General features: G+C 63.4%; 15 protein-coding genes. 6 read left to right on the plus strand and 9 right to left on the minus strand.

All coding sequences use genetic code 11. The features are described from left to right. Positions 1-98 precede the first annotated feature (98 nt). Entirely contained in the window at positions 99-803 is a 705-nt protein-coding gene (locus tag JQ863_RS11295; RefSeq protein WP_204114370.1) for an MgtC/SapB family protein, read from the minus strand. A 178-nt stretch (positions 804-981) separates the two neighbouring features. Between JQ863_RS11295 and guaA the strand changes: the two genes are divergently transcribed. The 3 genes from guaA (at position 982) to JQ863_RS11310 (ending at position 3,971) form a co-directional block, all read left to right on the plus strand. Then, positions 982-2,541 carry a glutamine-hydrolyzing GMP synthase gene (gene guaA / locus JQ863_RS11300; protein WP_204114371.1) on the plus strand — a complete coding sequence of 520 codons (1,560 nt, stop codon included), beginning with the start codon at positions 982-984 and terminating at the stop codon, positions 2,539-2,541. Positions 2,542-2,720: 179 nt separating this feature from the next. Next, positions 2,721-3,083: a hypothetical protein gene (locus tag JQ863_RS11305; RefSeq protein ID WP_204114372.1), complete on the plus strand. Its 363-nt coding sequence runs from the start codon at positions 2,721-2,723 to the stop codon at positions 3,081-3,083. A gap of 6 nt (positions 3,084-3,089) precedes the next feature. Further along, positions 3,090-3,971, plus strand: coding sequence for a DMT family transporter (locus tag JQ863_RS11310; RefSeq protein WP_204114373.1), 882 nt, complete (start codon positions 3,090-3,092; stop codon positions 3,969-3,971). On the opposite strand, the gene JQ863_RS11315 is transcribed toward JQ863_RS11310, so the two are convergent. Together JQ863_RS11315 and JQ863_RS11320 are read right to left on the minus strand one after the other, a co-directional pair. Beyond that, positions 3,968-6,391, minus strand: a complete 2,424-nt coding sequence (locus JQ863_RS11315; protein WP_204114374.1) for a GcvT family protein — start codon at positions 6,389-6,391, stop codon at positions 3,968-3,970. The genes JQ863_RS11310 and JQ863_RS11315 overlap by 4 nt on opposite strands. A gap of 198 nt (positions 6,392-6,589) precedes the next feature. Then, positions 6,590-7,015, minus strand: coding sequence for an Lrp/AsnC family transcriptional regulator (locus JQ863_RS11320; RefSeq protein WP_204114375.1), 426 nt, complete (start codon positions 7,013-7,015; stop codon positions 6,590-6,592). Positions 7,016-7,132: 117 nt separating this feature from the next. On the opposite strand from JQ863_RS11320, the gene rocF reads away from it, so the two are divergent. Next, on the plus strand, positions 7,133-8,056 hold the full coding sequence (gene rocF / locus JQ863_RS11325; RefSeq protein ID WP_204114376.1) for an arginase: 924 nt from the start codon (positions 7,133-7,135) through the stop codon (positions 8,054-8,056). Between the two features lie 38 nt (positions 8,057-8,094). After that, positions 8,095-9,141 (plus strand): ornithine cyclodeaminase, encoded by a 1,047-nt coding sequence (locus JQ863_RS11330; protein WP_204115141.1) that lies wholly within the window; start codon positions 8,095-8,097, stop codon positions 9,139-9,141. Positions 9,142-9,263: 122 nt separating this feature from the next. Here the strand turns inward: JQ863_RS11330 and olsA are convergent, their stop codons facing one another. The 3 genes from olsA to JQ863_RS11345 all read right to left on the minus strand — a co-directional run bounded on the left by olsA (position 9,264) and on the right by JQ863_RS11345 (position 11,185). Further along, a complete protein-coding gene (gene olsA / locus JQ863_RS11335) occupies positions 9,264-10,103 on the minus strand; it encodes a lyso-ornithine lipid O-acyltransferase (RefSeq protein ID WP_204114377.1) in 840 nt (279 codons plus the stop codon). Next, the gene (gene olsB, locus JQ863_RS11340) at positions 10,100-10,879 is read right to left on the minus strand and encodes an L-ornithine N(alpha)-acyltransferase (RefSeq protein WP_204114378.1); all 780 of its coding nucleotides are present in this window, start codon (positions 10,877-10,879) and stop codon (positions 10,100-10,102) included. The genes olsA and olsB overlap by 4 nt, the downstream gene beginning before the upstream one ends. Before the next feature lie 114 nt (positions 10,880-10,993). Then, entirely contained in the window at positions 10,994-11,185 is a 192-nt protein-coding gene (locus tag JQ863_RS11345) for a DUF3553 domain-containing protein (protein WP_204114379.1), read from the minus strand. Positions 11,186-11,211: 26 nt separating this feature from the next. On the opposite strand from JQ863_RS11345, the gene JQ863_RS11350 reads away from it, so the two are divergent. Beyond that, positions 11,212-11,814: a histidine phosphotransferase family protein gene (locus JQ863_RS11350; protein ID WP_204114380.1), complete on the plus strand. Its 603-nt coding sequence runs from the start codon at positions 11,212-11,214 to the stop codon at positions 11,812-11,814. A 2-nt stretch (positions 11,815-11,816) separates the two neighbouring features. Here the strand turns inward: JQ863_RS11350 and JQ863_RS11355 are convergent, their stop codons facing one another. The 3 genes from JQ863_RS11355 to obgE form a co-directional block, all read right to left on the minus strand. Then, positions 11,817-13,082, minus strand: coding sequence for a glutamate-5-semialdehyde dehydrogenase (locus tag JQ863_RS11355; protein ID WP_204114381.1), 1,266 nt, complete (start codon positions 13,080-13,082; stop codon positions 11,817-11,819). Between the two features lie 70 nt (positions 13,083-13,152). Beyond that, positions 13,153-14,259 (minus strand): glutamate 5-kinase, encoded by a 1,107-nt coding sequence (gene proB / locus JQ863_RS11360; RefSeq protein ID WP_204115142.1) that lies wholly within the window; start codon positions 14,257-14,259, stop codon positions 13,153-13,155. Continuing rightward, positions 14,256-15,290 (minus strand): GTPase ObgE, encoded by a 1,035-nt coding sequence (obgE, locus tag JQ863_RS11365; RefSeq protein ID WP_204114382.1) that lies wholly within the window; start codon positions 15,288-15,290, stop codon positions 14,256-14,258. Before obgE ends, proB begins: the two co-directional genes overlap by 4 nt. Positions 15,291-15,317 lie beyond the last annotated feature (27 nt).

The following is a 15,317-nucleotide window of genomic DNA, read 5'->3' on the forward strand; positions in this document are numbered from 1 at the left end:
TCACTTCGCCTGAGCGATATCTATCCCGGCGCGGCGCGTCGCAGAATGCGGATTGCGGCCTTTGACAAAAGAAAACGACATCTGCGCGGATCAGACGCTCAGGACTCGGTCACCGGGTCCCAGTTTACCGTATCGACGCGCGGATCGATCATCAGCGGCGACAGTACCTTGTCGATATCGGCGCTGGCCAGATCGTTGACCGACAGGATGATCTCCAACTCGGCCTCTTCCTCGTCTCGGGTCAGGTCAAACCCCAGCACCCGGACGCCCGCTTGTGCGATCGTCTGCAGCGCCAGCTTGCGCACTTTCGACGTGTCACCGGCGGCACAGCGCAGCACCACGCGAAACTCCTGTGTCAGCGGCACACCGGCGCGGGTGGTTTTTTTCAGCCATTTGACCAGCGGACGCAGGCCGAGGTTCACGAATATCACCGCACCGGTGGCAAGCGCGGCAAACAGGATGGCCCCGGCCCCGGCGATCAGCCCCACCGCCGCCGAACACCACAGCGTCGCCGCCGTGTTCAGCCCATGCACGTTGAACCCGTGGCGAAAAATGATGCCCGCGCCCAGAAAGCCGATCCCCGACACCACCTGCGCGCCAACCCGCGTGGGGCTAAGTTCTGTCGGATAAAGCGATGAAAACACGACAAAAGTCGCCGCCCCAAGCGCCACAAGCGCATTGGTCCGAAGCCCGGCCATACGTTGACGCACCTGCCGCTCCGACCCGATCAGCGCCCCGCAGAACAGTGCCACCGTCAGGTTGATCGCCGCCTGATCCAGCCCCAGCACAGGAAGTTCGCTCATGTCCCGTTTCCCTCTCTCAAACCCCGCCAAATGCGCAGCCCGTGTGTCCGCACCGGATACTCAGCGCCAAAACAACCACATCAGGCAAGGGTTTTCTGTTCCGCGACCGGCGCAATGGCCGCCGGTTCCGGCGGCTTTCCCACTTGCCGAATCCGCCCCAATTCCCTAAGCGGCATCCATGACCGAGACATCCCATGACCGCCTTCTCATCATCGACTTCGGCAGCCAGGTTACCCAGCTGATCGCCCGCCGCCTGCGCGAGCTGAACGTCTATTGCGAAATCCACCCCTATCAGAACGTGACCATGGACACGGTCCGCGAAATGGCGCCACGGGCGATCATCTTCTCGGGCGGTCCAGACAGTGTCACGCGCGAGGGGTCGCCCCGTGCGCCGCAGGAAATCTTCGACTATGGCGTGCCGATCCTTGGCATCTGCTATGGCCAGCAGGTGATGATGACGCAACTGGGCGGCACGGTGGAATCGGGCCACGGCACCGCCGAATTCGGCCGCGCCTATGTCGAGCCCAAGGGCAAGCTGGACCTGCTGGATGGCTGGTTCAACGAGGGGCGTGAACAGGTCTGGATGTCCCACGGCGACCACGTCAGCGCCATTGCCCCCGGTTTCGAAGTGTTCGGCACTTCTCCCGGCGCGCCCTTTGCCATCACCGCCGACACTTCGCGGCATTTCTATGCCGTCCAGTTCCACCCCGAGGTGCATCACACCCCGAACGGCGCCAAGCTTTACGAGAATTTCGTCAAGCTGGCGGGCTTCAAGGGCGACTGGACCATGGGGGCCTATCGTGACGAGATGATCGCCAAGATCCGCGAACAGGTTGGCGACAAGAAGGTAATCTGTGGCCTCTCCGGGGGGGTCGATTCCTCGGTTGCGGCGATCCTCATTCACGAGGCGATTGGTGACCAGCTGACCTGTGTCTTTGTCGACCACGGGCTTCTGCGCAAGAACGAAGCCGAGGAAGTCGTCGGCATGTTCCGCGACAATTACAACATCCAGCTGATCCACGCCGACGAATCCGAGCTGTTCCTTGGTGAGCTTGAGGGCCAGTCCGACCCCGAAACCAAGCGCAAGATCATCGGTAAGCTGTTCATCGATGTATTCCAGAAACATGCCGACACGATCGACGGCGCGGAATTCCTTGCCCAGGGCACGCTTTACCCGGATGTGATCGAATCCGTCAGCTTCTCGGGCGGACCGTCGGTCACGATCAAGTCGCACCACAATGTCGGCGGCCTGCCGGAAAAGATGGGCCTGAAACTGGTCGAGCCGCTGCGCGAGTTGTTCAAGGACGAGGTCCGCGCGCTGGGCCGCGAGTTGGGCCTGCCGCAGAGCTTCATCGGCCGTCACCCCTTCCCCGGTCCCGGCCTTGCGATCCGCTGCCCCGGCGAGATCACGACCGAGAAACTGGACATCCTGCGCGAGGCGGACGCGGTCTATATCGACCAGATCCGCAAGCACGGGCTTTATGACGAAATCTGGCAGGCATTTGTCGCCATCCTGCCCGTCCGCACCGTCGGCGTGATGGGCGACGGGCGCACCTATGACTATGCCTGCGCGCTGCGGGCGGTGACCTCGGTCGATGGCATGACTGCCGATTATTACCCGTTTAGCCACGATTTCCTTGGCGAAACCGCCACCCGGATCATCAACGAGGTCAAGGGTATCAACCGCGTCACTTATGACGTGACCTCGAAACCACCGGGCACCATCGAGTGGGAGTAAGGCGCTGGTTCAGCGCCCCGAACCTTATGCCGGGGGCCTGACACAATCCACCAAAAGCGCCGCCTTCGGGCGGCGTTTTTGCGTCCTGCCTGTCGGGGCATGTGTAAAACTTCACTTGTGCAGAATGTGCTGGAAACTTCCTTCGATCTCGGGCTTAACAGGGCCAAGAGGGAACAGACATGCGCGCGATTTTCACATCCTTTGCCCTGATGCTTGCATCCGCCCTGCCCGTCCGGGCCGACCTGCCGCTGGCCTGCGAAGGCAGCAACCCCGACTGGTACCTGACCTATGCCGGACCGGTCGCCGTGCTGGATTTTGGCCGCAAGACGCAGTTTGACATCCCCCAACGCTCGGTCGCGGAAGGGCGCGCCGACTGGCCGCGCGCCTATACGCTGATTGCCGAGGCCGACACGGCCATCCTGCTGGTCGATGAGGTGGCATGCGAAACCCCGCATGGCCGTTTCCCGATCCGCGCCCATGTCCTGACCCAGCGCGGACAGACCCCGATCCTGTTGACCGGCTGTTGCACGGTGGCGGAGTAACTGACCATGAGCGACACGTTGAAAGCCTGCCTGTGGATGTCGGGCGCAATCCTTTCGTTCTCCTCGATGGCGGTCGCGGGCCGCGCCGTCAGCTTCGAGATGGACACGTTCGAAATCATGACCTACCGCAGCATGGTCGGCGTGGTGATCGTGCTGGTTGTTGCGGGCTTTGCAGGCACGCTGAACCAGATCAACCGCCAGCAGCTGGGTTTGCATTTTTTCCGTAACCTCGCCCATTTTTCCGGTCAGAACCTGTGGTTTTACAGCCTTACCCTGATCCCGCTGGCGCAGGTCTTTGCGCTAGAGTTCACATCGCCCTTGTGGGTGCTGATCCTGTCGCCGCTGGTTCTGGGCGAGCGCCTGACAAAGATGCGGGCGCTGGCGGCGGTGATGGGGTTCATCGGCATCCTGATCGTGGCGCGCCCCGGATCGGTTCCGATTGGTGCGGGCGTGATCACGGCGGCACTGTCGGCCATTGGCTTTGCCTTCTCGATCATGCTGACCAAGCGGCTGACGCGGACCCAGACCATCACCTGCATTCTGTTCTATCTCACCGTGATACAACTGGGTTTTGGCCTGATCTGCGGGTTTTTCGATGGCGATTTCGCGGTGCCCTCAGCGGCCAGCGTGCCATGGCTGGTGCTGATCGGGCTGGCCGGGCTTCTGGCGCATTTCTGCCTGACCACCGCCCTGTCACTGGCCCCCGCCACCGTTGTCGTTCCCATCGACTTTATCCGCCTGCCCGCCATCGCGGTTGTCGGGCTTCTGGTCTATGGCGAGGCGCTGGACATCTGGGTCTTTGTCGGCGCGGTGGTGATCTTCCTTGGCAACTACCTCAATATCCTGAGCGAGACGCGCAAGCGCCCGACCCTGCCGACGACACCCTAACTGCGCAGTATCTCGCCCTTCGGATCAAACGGCGGGTCAGCAAGGATCGTTGCCCCGTGGGGACGGCCCAGCACCATGACCTGAACCCGGTCACCGGGCCGCCCCTCTTTGACAAATCCCAGCGCCAGCGACATGCCGACCGAATAGCCATAGGCGCCCGAGGTCACGCGCCCCACGCCCTTGCCCTCAAGGAAGATCGGCTCGCCCCCCGTGGCATCTGCGTTTGAGGCGGTTACGTCACCCTCATCCAGATGCAGGATCACCAGCCGTTCGCGCGGCGCATTGGATATGACCGTTTCCAGCGCGCCCTTGTTCAAGAAATCCTTGTCCATCTTGCAAAGCGCGGCCAGCCCGACCTCTTGCGGCCAGTATTCGGGGCTGTATTCGCGGCTCCATGAGCCATAGCCCTTCTCGATGCGCAGCGACATCAGCGCCCGGCTGCCCACCGGCCCGGCGCCAAACTCTTCTCCTGCTGCCAGAAGCGCCTGATACAGCCGCAACTGGTCGGCCTCGGCGCAATGCAATTCCCAGCCCAGATCGCCGGTAAAGGACACGCGCAAGGCCATGACGGGAATACCCGCGACGTCGATCTCGCGGCTTGCCATGAAGCGCCAGTCGTCCGGCGCAAGCGAGGCATTTGTCAGACGTTGCAGCAGGTTGCGCGACTGGGGGCCAGCGACATTGAAGCCGCAGACCCTATCCGTCAGGCTGGTGAATGTCGTGCCTTCGGGCAGCGGCACGGCGTCGAAGAACCGCTTGTGATAGCGTTCGGCCATGCCCGATGAGATCACCCAGAAGCGATCCTCGGCCAGCCGCGTCACCGTCGCATCCCCGGCGATCCCGCCGCGTTTGCCGATCAGCGGTGTCAGGCAGGATCGGCCCACCGCCTTTGGCATCCGGTTGGCAAAGACCGCGTTCAGCCAGTCCTCGGCCCCCGGTCCCGCGACCTCATACTTTGCGAAGTTCGAAATATCGATGATCCCGGCACGCTCGCGCAGCATGCGGGCTTCGTCCCCCACCGGACCCCACCAGTTCTGGCGGGTGAAGCCGTTGGTGTCGACAGTGCCGGGGGTGTCTGCAAACCACAGCGGATGCTCCCAGCCGTAGTTCAGGCCAAAGACCGCGCCCATCTGTGCCTGGGTTTCATAAGCGGGACGGGTGCGCAGCGGGCGGCCTGCGGCGCGTTCCTCGTTCGGGAAATGGATGGCGAAGCGATGGGCATAGACGTCGCGCACCTTGGCTTTCACAAACTCCCGGTCATTGGCCCATGCGCCAAACCGCGCAACGTCCCAGGGGAACATGTCATAGCGCATCTCGCCCTCGACGATCCAATCCGCCGCCATCAGCCCCATGCCCGCCGACTGGCTGAAACCGGGGATAATGCCGCCGCAGACGAAATAGCCCGTTCGTTCCGGCACTGGCCCCATCAACACGTTGCTGTCGGGCGACCAGATCATCGGGCCGTTGATCACCCGCTTGATCCCGGCCTCGGCAACCAGCGGCACGCGGGTCATGGCACGCATCATGTTTTCCTCGATCCGCTCCAGATCGTCGGGAAACAGGTCATGGGCAAAGTCCAGCGGCGTGCCCTCTTCCGCCCAGAACCGCATGTCGCGCTCATAGGCGCCGATCAGGAGGCCCTTGCCCTCTTGCCTGAGGTAATACTCCCCATCGCGGTCCGCGACCGAGGGCAAACGGCGGTCCATCGCGGCGATCTCGGCGATGGTTTCGGTCACGAAATACTGGTGTTCGGTGGGTTGCAACGGCAGCGTGATGCCCGCAAGCGCCGCCACCTCGCGGCCCCAGAGACCGGCGGCATTGATGACCCAAGGGGTTTTGATATCGCCCTTGGGCGTGCGCACGATCCACGTGCCGTCGGGTTGCTGTTCGGTGCCGGTGACAGGGGTGAAACGGTGGATTTCCGCCCCCCGCTGCCGCGCGCCAACCGCATAGGCATTGGTCACGCCCGAGGGATCGACATTGCCGCCGTCAGGTTCATACATGATGCAGCGGATACCGTCGAAATCGACCAGCGGGTGCAGGCGTTCGGCCTCGTCGCGGGTAATTTCGTGGAAGTTCATGCCATAGAGTTTCGCCTTGGCCGCCTGCAGGCGCAGCTGGTGTTCGCGGTTCTCGGTCTGGGCCAGATAGATCGAACCGGGCCGGAACACGCCGCAGCTTTGCCCCGTCTCTTCTTCCAACTCGTCATAGAGCCGCATCGTATAGTGCTGAAGGCGGCTGATATTGGCGCTGTCATGCAGGCCGTGGATATTGGCGGCGGCATGCCATGTGCTGCCCGAGGTCAACTCGTTGCGTTCCAGAAGGACCACGTCGCTCCAACCCAGCTTGGTGAGGTGGTAAAGGATCGAACAGCCGATCACCCCGCCCCCGATGACAACCGCCTGTGCATGGCTTCGCATGTGGTCTCTCCCGATTGCGCCTGGGTTGAGAATGGGGGGTGCAGGGTTCGCCCGATTGCGAATTTGCGACAGGTTGTGTCGGATTGGGGCATAGTTTGACTTCGATCTCTCGCCCGGCGGCACGCCGGGCAGCGCCCGTCCGCCCCCACGGGCGGGCGCTTCACGCCCACCCTCGGACGGACGCTGCCCTTACCGCGATTACCCCGCCTTGCGCGTCGCCAACAGCAGGTTGGTCTCGCTGTTCGCGACCCCGTCAAAACGACGGATACGCGCCAGCACCTCGTCGAGTTCCTCAAGCGTTGCGGTCCCCAGTTCGACGATCAGATCCCAGCGGCCATTGGTCGAGTGGATCGCCCGCACCGCAGGCAGGCCGGACAATTGCCGGATGATCCGGTCCGTCCCGCGCCCTTCGATGCCGATCATCATCAACCCGCGCACCGGGTCGCGGGCGGTGTCCTCTTTCAGAACCACCGTGAACCCGACGATATCGCCCTTCTGCCGCAACCTCTCGATCCGGCCCCGCACCGTGGTTCGCGAGACGCCCAGAAGCAACGCGAGGTCCGACAGCGACGCCCGCGCGTCATGCCGCAGGGCCGAGATCAGCTTGTTGTCCACATCATCCATTTTGGCGACTCATCCGTCCAAATTGCACAAACTTGATCCGATATGTACAAAATGAGGGCTATTACTCAACCCGAAACGATCACATTTTCCATTTCATTCAGATTGGAGCCGCGCGACATGACTTCCCGAACCTGCATCCTGATCGGAGCCCCCGTTGACAGTGGCAAACGCCGCCGCGGGTGCCTCATGGGGCCTGACGCCTATCGCACCGCCGGGCTTGCCGAAAGCCTGGCCGAACTGGGGCATGAGGTGATCGACCGGGGCAACCTGACCCCGGCCCCGCACGGGCACGACGCACCGGACCACCGGATTCACCAGTTGAACAAGACCATCGGCTGGACGCAGGCGCTGGCGGATGCGGCCGAAGCCGCGATGAAGGACGGGTTTCCCATGTTCCTTGGCGGGGACCATGTTCTGTCGGCGGGCACTGTCGCCGGGGTCGCCAACCACGCCGCCGCACAAGGCCGGGCGCAATTCGTGCTGTGGCTGGATGCCCATTCCGATTTCCACACCCCCGTGACATCGGATTCGGGCAACCTGCACGGCACGCCTGTCGCCTATTTCACCGGCAAGGACGGGTTTGAGGGCTTTCCCGCCGTCCAGAACCCTGTCCCGGAAGAAAACGTCTGCATCATCGGGTTGCGCTCGGTCGACACCGCCGAACGCGAGGCGTTGCAGCAGTCCGGCATCAGCTATCACGACATGCGCGAGATCGACGAACACGGGATCGCGCAGCCGCTGGACGCCTTCCTTGCCCGCGTCGCGGCGGCGGGTGGCATGCTGCATGTCTCGCTGGATGTCGATTTCCTTGACCCCTCGGTCGCGCCTGCCGTCGGCACCACGGTTCCCGGCGGCGCCACCGTGCGCGAGGCGCATCTGGTCATGGAACACCTGCATGACAGCGGACTTGTGACCTCGATGGACCTTGTCGAACTGAACCCCTACCTGGACGAACGCGGCCGGACGACGAAACTGATGGTGGACCTTGCGGCCTCGGCCCTTGGGCGTCGCATCTTTGACCGTCCGACGCGCAGCTACTGAGACCTGACATGATGATCAATCCCAAGGAAATCAAACAGATGACCACCCCGTCGGACAAGGCATTGGTGCCGTTTGTCAGCGTCGACAACATGATGCGCCTAATCCACCACGTCGGCATCAAGGACATGCTGACCGAGCTTGCACGCTATATCGAGGATGATTTCAAACGCTGGGACCTGTTCGACAAGACCCCGCGCGTGGCGTCGCATTCGGACGTCGGCGTGATCGAACTGATGCCGACCTCGGATGGCGAGGCCTATGGCTTCAAATATGTCAACGGCCACCCCAAGAACACCGCGGAAGGCTTGCAGACCGTGACCGCCTTTGGCCTTCTGGCCGATGTCTACACGGGCTATCCGGTGCTTCTGACCGAGATGACCATGCTGACCGCGATGCGCACTGCCGCGACTTCAGCCATGGCGGCGAAATACCTTGCGCCCAAGGGGTCGACCACGATGGCGATGATCGGCAATGGCGCGCAGTCGGAATTCCAGAGCCTTGCAATGCAGGCGATTGTCGGCGTCGATACAATCCGCCTTTACGACGTGGACCGCGCGGCGTCGGAAAAATGCGCCGCGAACCTTGCCGGGACGGGGTTGAGGACCGTGATCTGCTCCAGCCCGGAAGAGGCGATCGAAGGCGCGCAGATCCTGACCACCTGCACGGCAGACAAGCAATATGCCACGATCCTGTCGGACAACATGGTTGGCGCGGGTGTGCATATCAACGCCATCGGTGGCGACTGTCCGGGCAAGACCGAACTGGCAAGCGGCATCCTTGAGCGGTCCGACATCTTCGTCGAATACCCGCCCCAGACGCGCATTGAAGGCGAAATTCAGCAGCTGGACGCGGATCATCCGGTGATCGAGCTGTGGGAAGTGATTTCGGGCAAGGTGGCGGGCCGCCGGGCTGCGGATCAGATCACGCTTTTCGACTCGGTCGGCTTCGCGATCGAGGATTTCTCGGCCCTGCGTTACGTGCGCGACCGGATCAAGGGCACGGATTTCTTCTTTGATCTAGACCTGCTCGCCGACCCCGACGATCCGCGCGACCTGTTCGGGATGCTGATGCGGGCGAAAGGGTAAGGAATAGCGAAAAGGGCTGCGCCGTCCCGCGGGGTGGCGCAAATGCGCAGCCCCATGGGGGCGGGTCATGCCAAAGGCATGCTTCCAGCATGACGCAGCCCGGCGTGCCGCCGGGCGAACCGCTATTCCTCCCCGATCCGCGTCATCAAATCGTCGCGGATGATCCCCTCGCAATAGGCGGCCAGCGTCTTGCGGTTGGCGAAATCCCTGACCGCGACCGGGCGGTGATAGACTAGTTCCACCCGGCCCTGTGGCCATGCCGCCAGTGTCTGCAACAGGTGCGGGCCAAATTCCATGTCGCCCCACCAGCCGTAAAACCGTTTGTCCTCAACCCCTTCGGGCGGGATGTAATGCACGGTGACGGGCTGGACATGCAGTTTGTCGCGCAATTCGTCGCTGAAGAAGGCGGCAAACAGCGTTGGCTTGAAGGGCAGAACCGTGCGGCTGTCGGTCGAGGTGCCTTCGGGGAAGAACAACAGCTTGTGCCCCGCCAGAAGCCGCGATTCAAAGATTTCTTTCTGCTGTTTCGCCTCGCGCGGATCGCGGTTGATGAACACCGTGCCCGTCGCCCGCGCCAGCCAGCCGATCCCGGGCCAGTGCGCGACCTCGGCCTTTGAGACGAAATAGACCCGCTTGCGGGCATTCAGCGCAAAGATGTCCAGCCACGATGAATGGTTCGCCACCACCGCGCCCCGGTCTTTCATCAAATCACCTCGGGCCGAAAACCCGATCCCGAGGATGAAAAACGCGCTGCGGCAGACCACTTGCGTGATGAACGGGGTCCAGGGGCGGCGCTGGCCAAACAGCGGACGTTCGACCAGCCGCATCAGCAACAAGACCGCCAGCCCGCCAAAAACCACGGTCGCCAGCACCAGCCCCCGCAGCAGTACCCGCACCCAGCCAAAAACCGAGATACGCGGCGGGGCGGGATAGCCCTCGGGACTTTCCCAGGTTGAACTCAACGCCCCAACCCCTTGGTATAGATGGATTTCTGCTTGGCGTTCATGCGTTCCGTATCCATCACCAGACAGACATCGGTGGTGTTGAACGCATGATCGACAAAGGCGCCGTCACCGACGAAACCGCCCAGCCGCAGATAGGCCTTGATCAGCGCCGGCGTCTCGACCATGGCGCGTTTGCGGTCGATCTGATCGGGCGCGATCAGGTCCATGGGCTGATGGTGGTCGGGCTGGGCGCGCACCCGCAGGTCTTCGGGCGCAAGGTGGCGGTGATGCAGCAGCGACAGCGGCTCGGCCAGCGCGGCGACATCAGTGCCGTGGAAGCTGGCGACGCCGAACAGGACCTCGATCTTGTGGCTCAGCACGTAATCCGCCAGCCCGTTCCACAGATGGAACATCGCCGCCCCGCCGCGATAGTCGGGCAACAGGCAGGACCTCCCCAGTTCCAACAGGTTGCGGCCGCTGTTCTTCAACACGGTCAGGTCGTATTCGTCTTCGGAATAGAACTGGCCCATCGCCTGTGCCGCCTCGCCGCGCAGCAGGCGATAGACCCCGACGGCCCGGTCCTCGGGCGCGGCGAAACTGGATTGGTCAAACAGGACAAGGTGATCGAAATGCGGGTCGAACCGGTCCTGTTCCAGTCGGTTTTCGTGATCGACCATGGCGCCGCCACCGCCCAGTTCCTCGACAAAGACGCGATACCGCAGCCGTTGCGCGGCGCGCAGCTCGTCATCGGTCTCGGCCAGTTTCAGGACAAAATCGGGCTGGTCGGCGGCCATGCGGGTGTCTCTCGGCAAGGGGTTTCGCCGCTTTTAGGCAGGGATGCGACACTTGGCAACTGTTGCCGCCGCGCTGGCCCCTCGCCTGCCCGCAAAAGTTGTGTTAACCGTTTCTCAATCAGTTAAAGGTTCATTCACCGGTAACAACGAAACCACAAAACCATTGAGGACCACCTTGCCCGTTTCGCGAAAATTTACCGTTATGCGTCCCTTGATGTTGGACTGGACCTGTCCGGTTCCCCATTCGGGATGCTCTGGATGGCGCACCAGCATGCCGGGTTCAAGAAATGCGTTCAGATCTTCCATGTCACCCCTTCCCGGAGGCCCTGCCCGTGCCGTCACCTGACACCCATTTAGCAACTCTTGTCGGCTCGCGCATCTGCCATGACCTGATATCCCCCGTCGGCGCCATCGGCAATGGGTTGGAGCTTCTGGAAATGACCGGCCTCGTCGATGGGCCGGAAATGGCGCTGATTGCCGACAGCGTCGCCAATGCCGCCGCGCGCATCAGGCTGTTCCGCATTGCCTTTGGCCTTGCCGGTGAAGGGCAACAGGTGGCGGGACGCGAGGCCGCCGAGATCCTGGCGGCCCTGGCAGGCGACGGGCGCACCCATGTCACTTGGGCTGCCACCGGCGACATGGCGCGGGTCGAGGCCAAGGCCCTGTTTCTTGCCCTGATGTGCCTGCAAAAGGCGCTGCCTTATGGCGATCCGGTCACGATTTCTGGCGGGGCTGGCGGCTGGGTGCTGACTGCGGACGCGCCACGCCATCGCGCCGATGACGCCTTTGTCGCCAAGCTGACCGCGCCCGGCGACGATTTGCCACCGGGAGAGGTCGAGTTCGCGCTTCTGCCTTTTGCGCTGGCCGATTGCGGGCTGGTCCATCGGATCGAGGTCCAGCCCGGTCGCGTGGTTCTGCGCCTGTCCTCCGCCTGACCTCAGCCCCGGACGGTGCCGTCGCCGTCCACCAGATATTTGAAGCTGGTCAGCTGCGCCGCGCCCACCGGGCCGCGTGCGTGCATCTTGCCCGTGGCGATGCCGATTTCGGCGCCCATGCCGAATTCGCCACCATCGGCAAACTGGGTCGAGGCATTGCGCATCAGGATCGCACTGTCGAGCCGCTGGAAGAACCGCGTGGCGGCGGCGTCATCCTCGGTGATGATGCAATCGGTATGGTCCGAACCATGGGTGCGGATATGGGCGATGGCGGCGTCGATATCCTCGACCACCTTCGCGGCGATATCCATGTCCAGATACTCGCGGCCCCAGTCATCGTCAGTTGCCGCAACCGTGCCGTCCAGCGCCTGCAACGCGGGATCGGCATGGACCGTCACCCCGGCATCCATCAGCGCGCGGATCACGCCCTGACCGATGGTATCGACCACATCCTTGTGGATCAGCAGACACTCGGCCGCGCCACAGATCCCGGTGCGCCGGGTCTTGGCGTTCATCACCACGTTCAGCGCCTTCACCGGGTCGGCCTCGGCGTCGAGATAGATATGCACGATGCCTTCGAGATGGGCAAAGACCGGGACGCGCGCCTCGCGCTGGACCAGCCCGACCAATCCCTTGCCGCCACGCGGCACGATCACGTCGACATAGTCGGTCATGGTCAAGAGCGCCTGCACCGCCGCGCGGTCGCGGGTCGGGACAAGCTGGATCGCGTCTTCGGGCAGACCGGCGGCGATCAGCCCCTCGACAAGACAGGCATGGATCGCGCCCGAGGAATGGAAGCTTTCCGAACCGCCGCGCAGGATCACCGCGTTGCCGGATTTCAGGCACAGCGCACCGGCATCCGCCGTCACGTTGGGGCGGCTTTCATAGATCACGCCGATGACGCCAAGCGGCGTGCGCACGCGGCGGATATGCAGGCCCGAGGGCCGGTCCCATTCGGCCAGCACCTCGCCCACCGGATCATCCTGCTCCGCAACCGCGCGCAGCCCGTCGACAATGCCCTTGATGCGGGCCTCGTCCAGCATCAGCCGGTCCATCATCGCGGGGCTGAGCCCCTTGTCGCGGCCATAGTCGAGGTCACGCGCATTGGCGGCAATGATCGCGTCCCGCTGTGCCCAGACCGCATCGGCGGCGGCATTCAGCGCTTTTGTCTTCTGTTCTGGCGGGGCAAAGGCCAGCTCTGCGGCGGCGGATTTGGCGCGTGCGCCAAGGTCGTCCATCAGGGCGGGGATGTCTGCGATGTCTTTCATCTGATCTGGCCTTTGGTTGAAGTGGATGCCGGAGATGCCTCCGGCGGGAGTATTTTAGCAAGAAAGAAGGTCAAAGCGCCATATCGTCCCGGTGGATCAGCGCGGCGCGGCCCGGATAGCCGAGGATCGTTTCAATCTCGCCCGATTGACGCCCCTTGATCGAGGCGGTTTCGGCGGCATTATAGGTCGCCAGCCCCTGTCCCAGCTTGTGCCCATCCGGCCCGTGGATCGCAACCGGATCGCCGCGCCCGAAATCGCCCGATACGGAGGTGATCCCGGCGGGCAGCAGGCTTTTGCCCATGTGCAGCGCACGGGCGGCCCCGGCGTCGACGGTGATCGCGCCGCGCGGTTTCATCGAGCCGATCCAGCGTTTGCGCGCCAGTTGCGGCGTGGTCTTGGCGGTGAACCATGTCGCGGGCGCACCGTTTTCCAGCGCGGTCAGCGGACGCATCACGCTGCCTTCGGTGATCGCCATGGCCGCGCCGCCCGCCGTGGCGGTCTTGGCGGCCCAGAGCTTGGTGATCATGCCGCCCTTGGACAGGCCCGAGGTGCCCTCGCCCGCCATCGCCTCGATCTCGGGGGTGATATCCTCGACCACGTCGAAACGGCGCGCGGTGGGGTCGGTCATCGGGTTGGCGCTGTAGAAGCCATCGACATCCGAGAGCAGGATCAGCGTATCCGCCCCGGTCGTCAGCGCCACCTGCGCCGCCAGCCGGTCATTGTCGCCATAGCGGATTTCATCCGTGGCCACGGTGTCGTTTTCATTCACGATCGGCACCACGCCCAGCGACAGAAGCTGTTCCATCGTGGCGCGGGAATTGAGGTAGCGGCGCCGGTTTTCGCTGTCTTCCAGCGTCACCAGCACCTGCGCCGTGGTAATCCCATGCGGCGCCAGCGCCTCTTCATAGGCGCGCGCCAGGCGGATCTGGCCGACGGCGGCGGCAGCCTGGGATTGTTCCAGCGGCAGGTCGTTTTGCGGCAGGCCAAGCACACCACGTCCCAGCGCGATCGACCCGGACGAGACCAGAACCACATCCGCGCCGCGTGCCTTCAGCATCGCCACATCCTGCGCCAGCGCGGTCAGCCAGTCACTGCGCAACGCGCCGCTTTTGCGGTCCACCAACAGGGCGGAGCCGATCTTGATCACCAGCCGACGGGATTGGGTCAGGGTTGTCAGGGTTGCCAAGGCGCCTCTTCCTCGACGGGTTTGACGCGGACCCGTTCATCGTCGATCTCGGCCCGAAGCGCGCGCAGCACCTCGGTCGTTCCTTCGCGGCTGACGCCCGACATCTGGTAAACCTTGCCGCCGCAAGTCTGTTCCAGCTCGGCCAGCTTTTCGGCACGCTCGTCATCGGTCAGCGCGTCAACCTTGTTCAGCACGGTGACGCGGGGTTTCGACGACAGTTCGGTCGAGTAGCTGGCCAGTTCGTGAATGATCGTGTGGTAATCCTCGACCATGGTTTCCGAGGTGCCGTCGACCAGATGCAGCAGGACGGCCGACCGTTCGACATGACCCAGGAACAGATCGCCCAGGCCGCGCCCCTCGGACGCGCCCTCGATCAGGCCGGGGATGTCGGCGACGACAAATTCGACCCCATCCACCCCGACAACGCCAAGGTTGGGATAGAGCGTGGTGAACGGGTAATCGGCAATCTTGGGCCGCGCGTTCGACGTGGCCGACAGGAACGTCGACTTGCCCGCGTTGGGCAGCCCCAGAAGGCCGACATCGGCGATCAGCTTCAGCCGCAGCCACAGCGTCCGCTCGACTCCGGGCTGGCCGGGATTGGCGCGGCGCGGGGCCTGGTTGGTTGAGGATTTGAAATGCAGGTTGCCAAAGCCGCCATTGCCGCCGCGCGCCAGAAGCACGCGGTCGCCGACCTCGGTCAGGTCGGCAATCAGGGTTTCCTGATCCTCGTCCAGAATCTCGGTGCCGACGGGCACGCGCAGGATGATGTCGTCGCCATCCTTGCCGGTGCGCTGCTTGCCCATGCCGGGCTGACCGGACTTGGCAAAGAAATGCTGCTGATAGCGGAAGTCGATCAGCGTGTTCAGCCCCTCGACCGCCTCGGCATAGACCGAGCCGCCATTGCCGCCATCACCGCCATCAGGCCCGCCATATTCGATGTATTTCTCGCGCCGGAATGACACACAGCCCCCGCCACCACCGCCCGAGCGGATATAGACCTTTGTCAGATCGAGGAATTTCATGTGTCACGTCCTTCGCGGCGGCCTGCC

The sequence above is a fragment of the Shimia biformata genome (assembly GCF_016888515.1).
Taxonomy (GTDB): domain Bacteria; phylum Pseudomonadota; class Alphaproteobacteria; order Rhodobacterales; family Rhodobacteraceae; genus Shimia_A; species Shimia_A biformata.

Coding starts and splice junctions, on each gene's coding strand:
- JQ863_RS11295 (WP_204114370.1), bottom strand. CDS start 803: ATGAGCGAACTTCCTGTGCTGGGGCTGGATCAGGCGGCGATCAACCTG.
- guaA (WP_204114371.1), top strand. CDS start 982: ATGACCGAGACATCCCATGACCGCCTTCTCATCATCGACTTCGGCAGC.
- JQ863_RS11305 (WP_204114372.1), top strand. CDS start 2,721: ATGCGCGCGATTTTCACATCCTTTGCCCTGATGCTTGCATCCGCCCTG.
- JQ863_RS11310 (WP_204114373.1), top strand. CDS start 3,090: ATGAGCGACACGTTGAAAGCCTGCCTGTGGATGTCGGGCGCAATCCTT.
- JQ863_RS11315 (WP_204114374.1), bottom strand. CDS start 6,391: ATGCGAAGCCATGCACAGGCGGTTGTCATCGGGGGCGGGGTGATCGGC.
- JQ863_RS11320 (WP_204114375.1), bottom strand. CDS start 7,015: ATGGATGATGTGGACAACAAGCTGATCTCGGCCCTGCGGCATGACGCG.
- rocF (WP_204114376.1), top strand. CDS start 7,133: ATGACTTCCCGAACCTGCATCCTGATCGGAGCCCCCGTTGACAGTGGC.
- JQ863_RS11330 (WP_204115141.1), top strand. CDS start 8,095: ATGACCACCCCGTCGGACAAGGCATTGGTGCCGTTTGTCAGCGTCGAC.
- olsB (WP_204114378.1), bottom strand. CDS start 10,879: ATGGCCGCCGACCAGCCCGATTTTGTCCTGAAACTGGCCGAGACCGAT.
- JQ863_RS11345 (WP_204114379.1), bottom strand. CDS start 11,185: ATGGAAGATCTGAACGCATTTCTTGAACCCGGCATGCTGGTGCGCCAT.
- JQ863_RS11355 (WP_204114381.1), bottom strand. CDS start 13,082: ATGAAAGACATCGCAGACATCCCCGCCCTGATGGACGACCTTGGCGCA.
- obgE (WP_204114382.1), bottom strand. CDS start 15,290: ATGAAATTCCTCGATCTGACAAAGGTCTATATCCGCTCGGGCGGTGGT.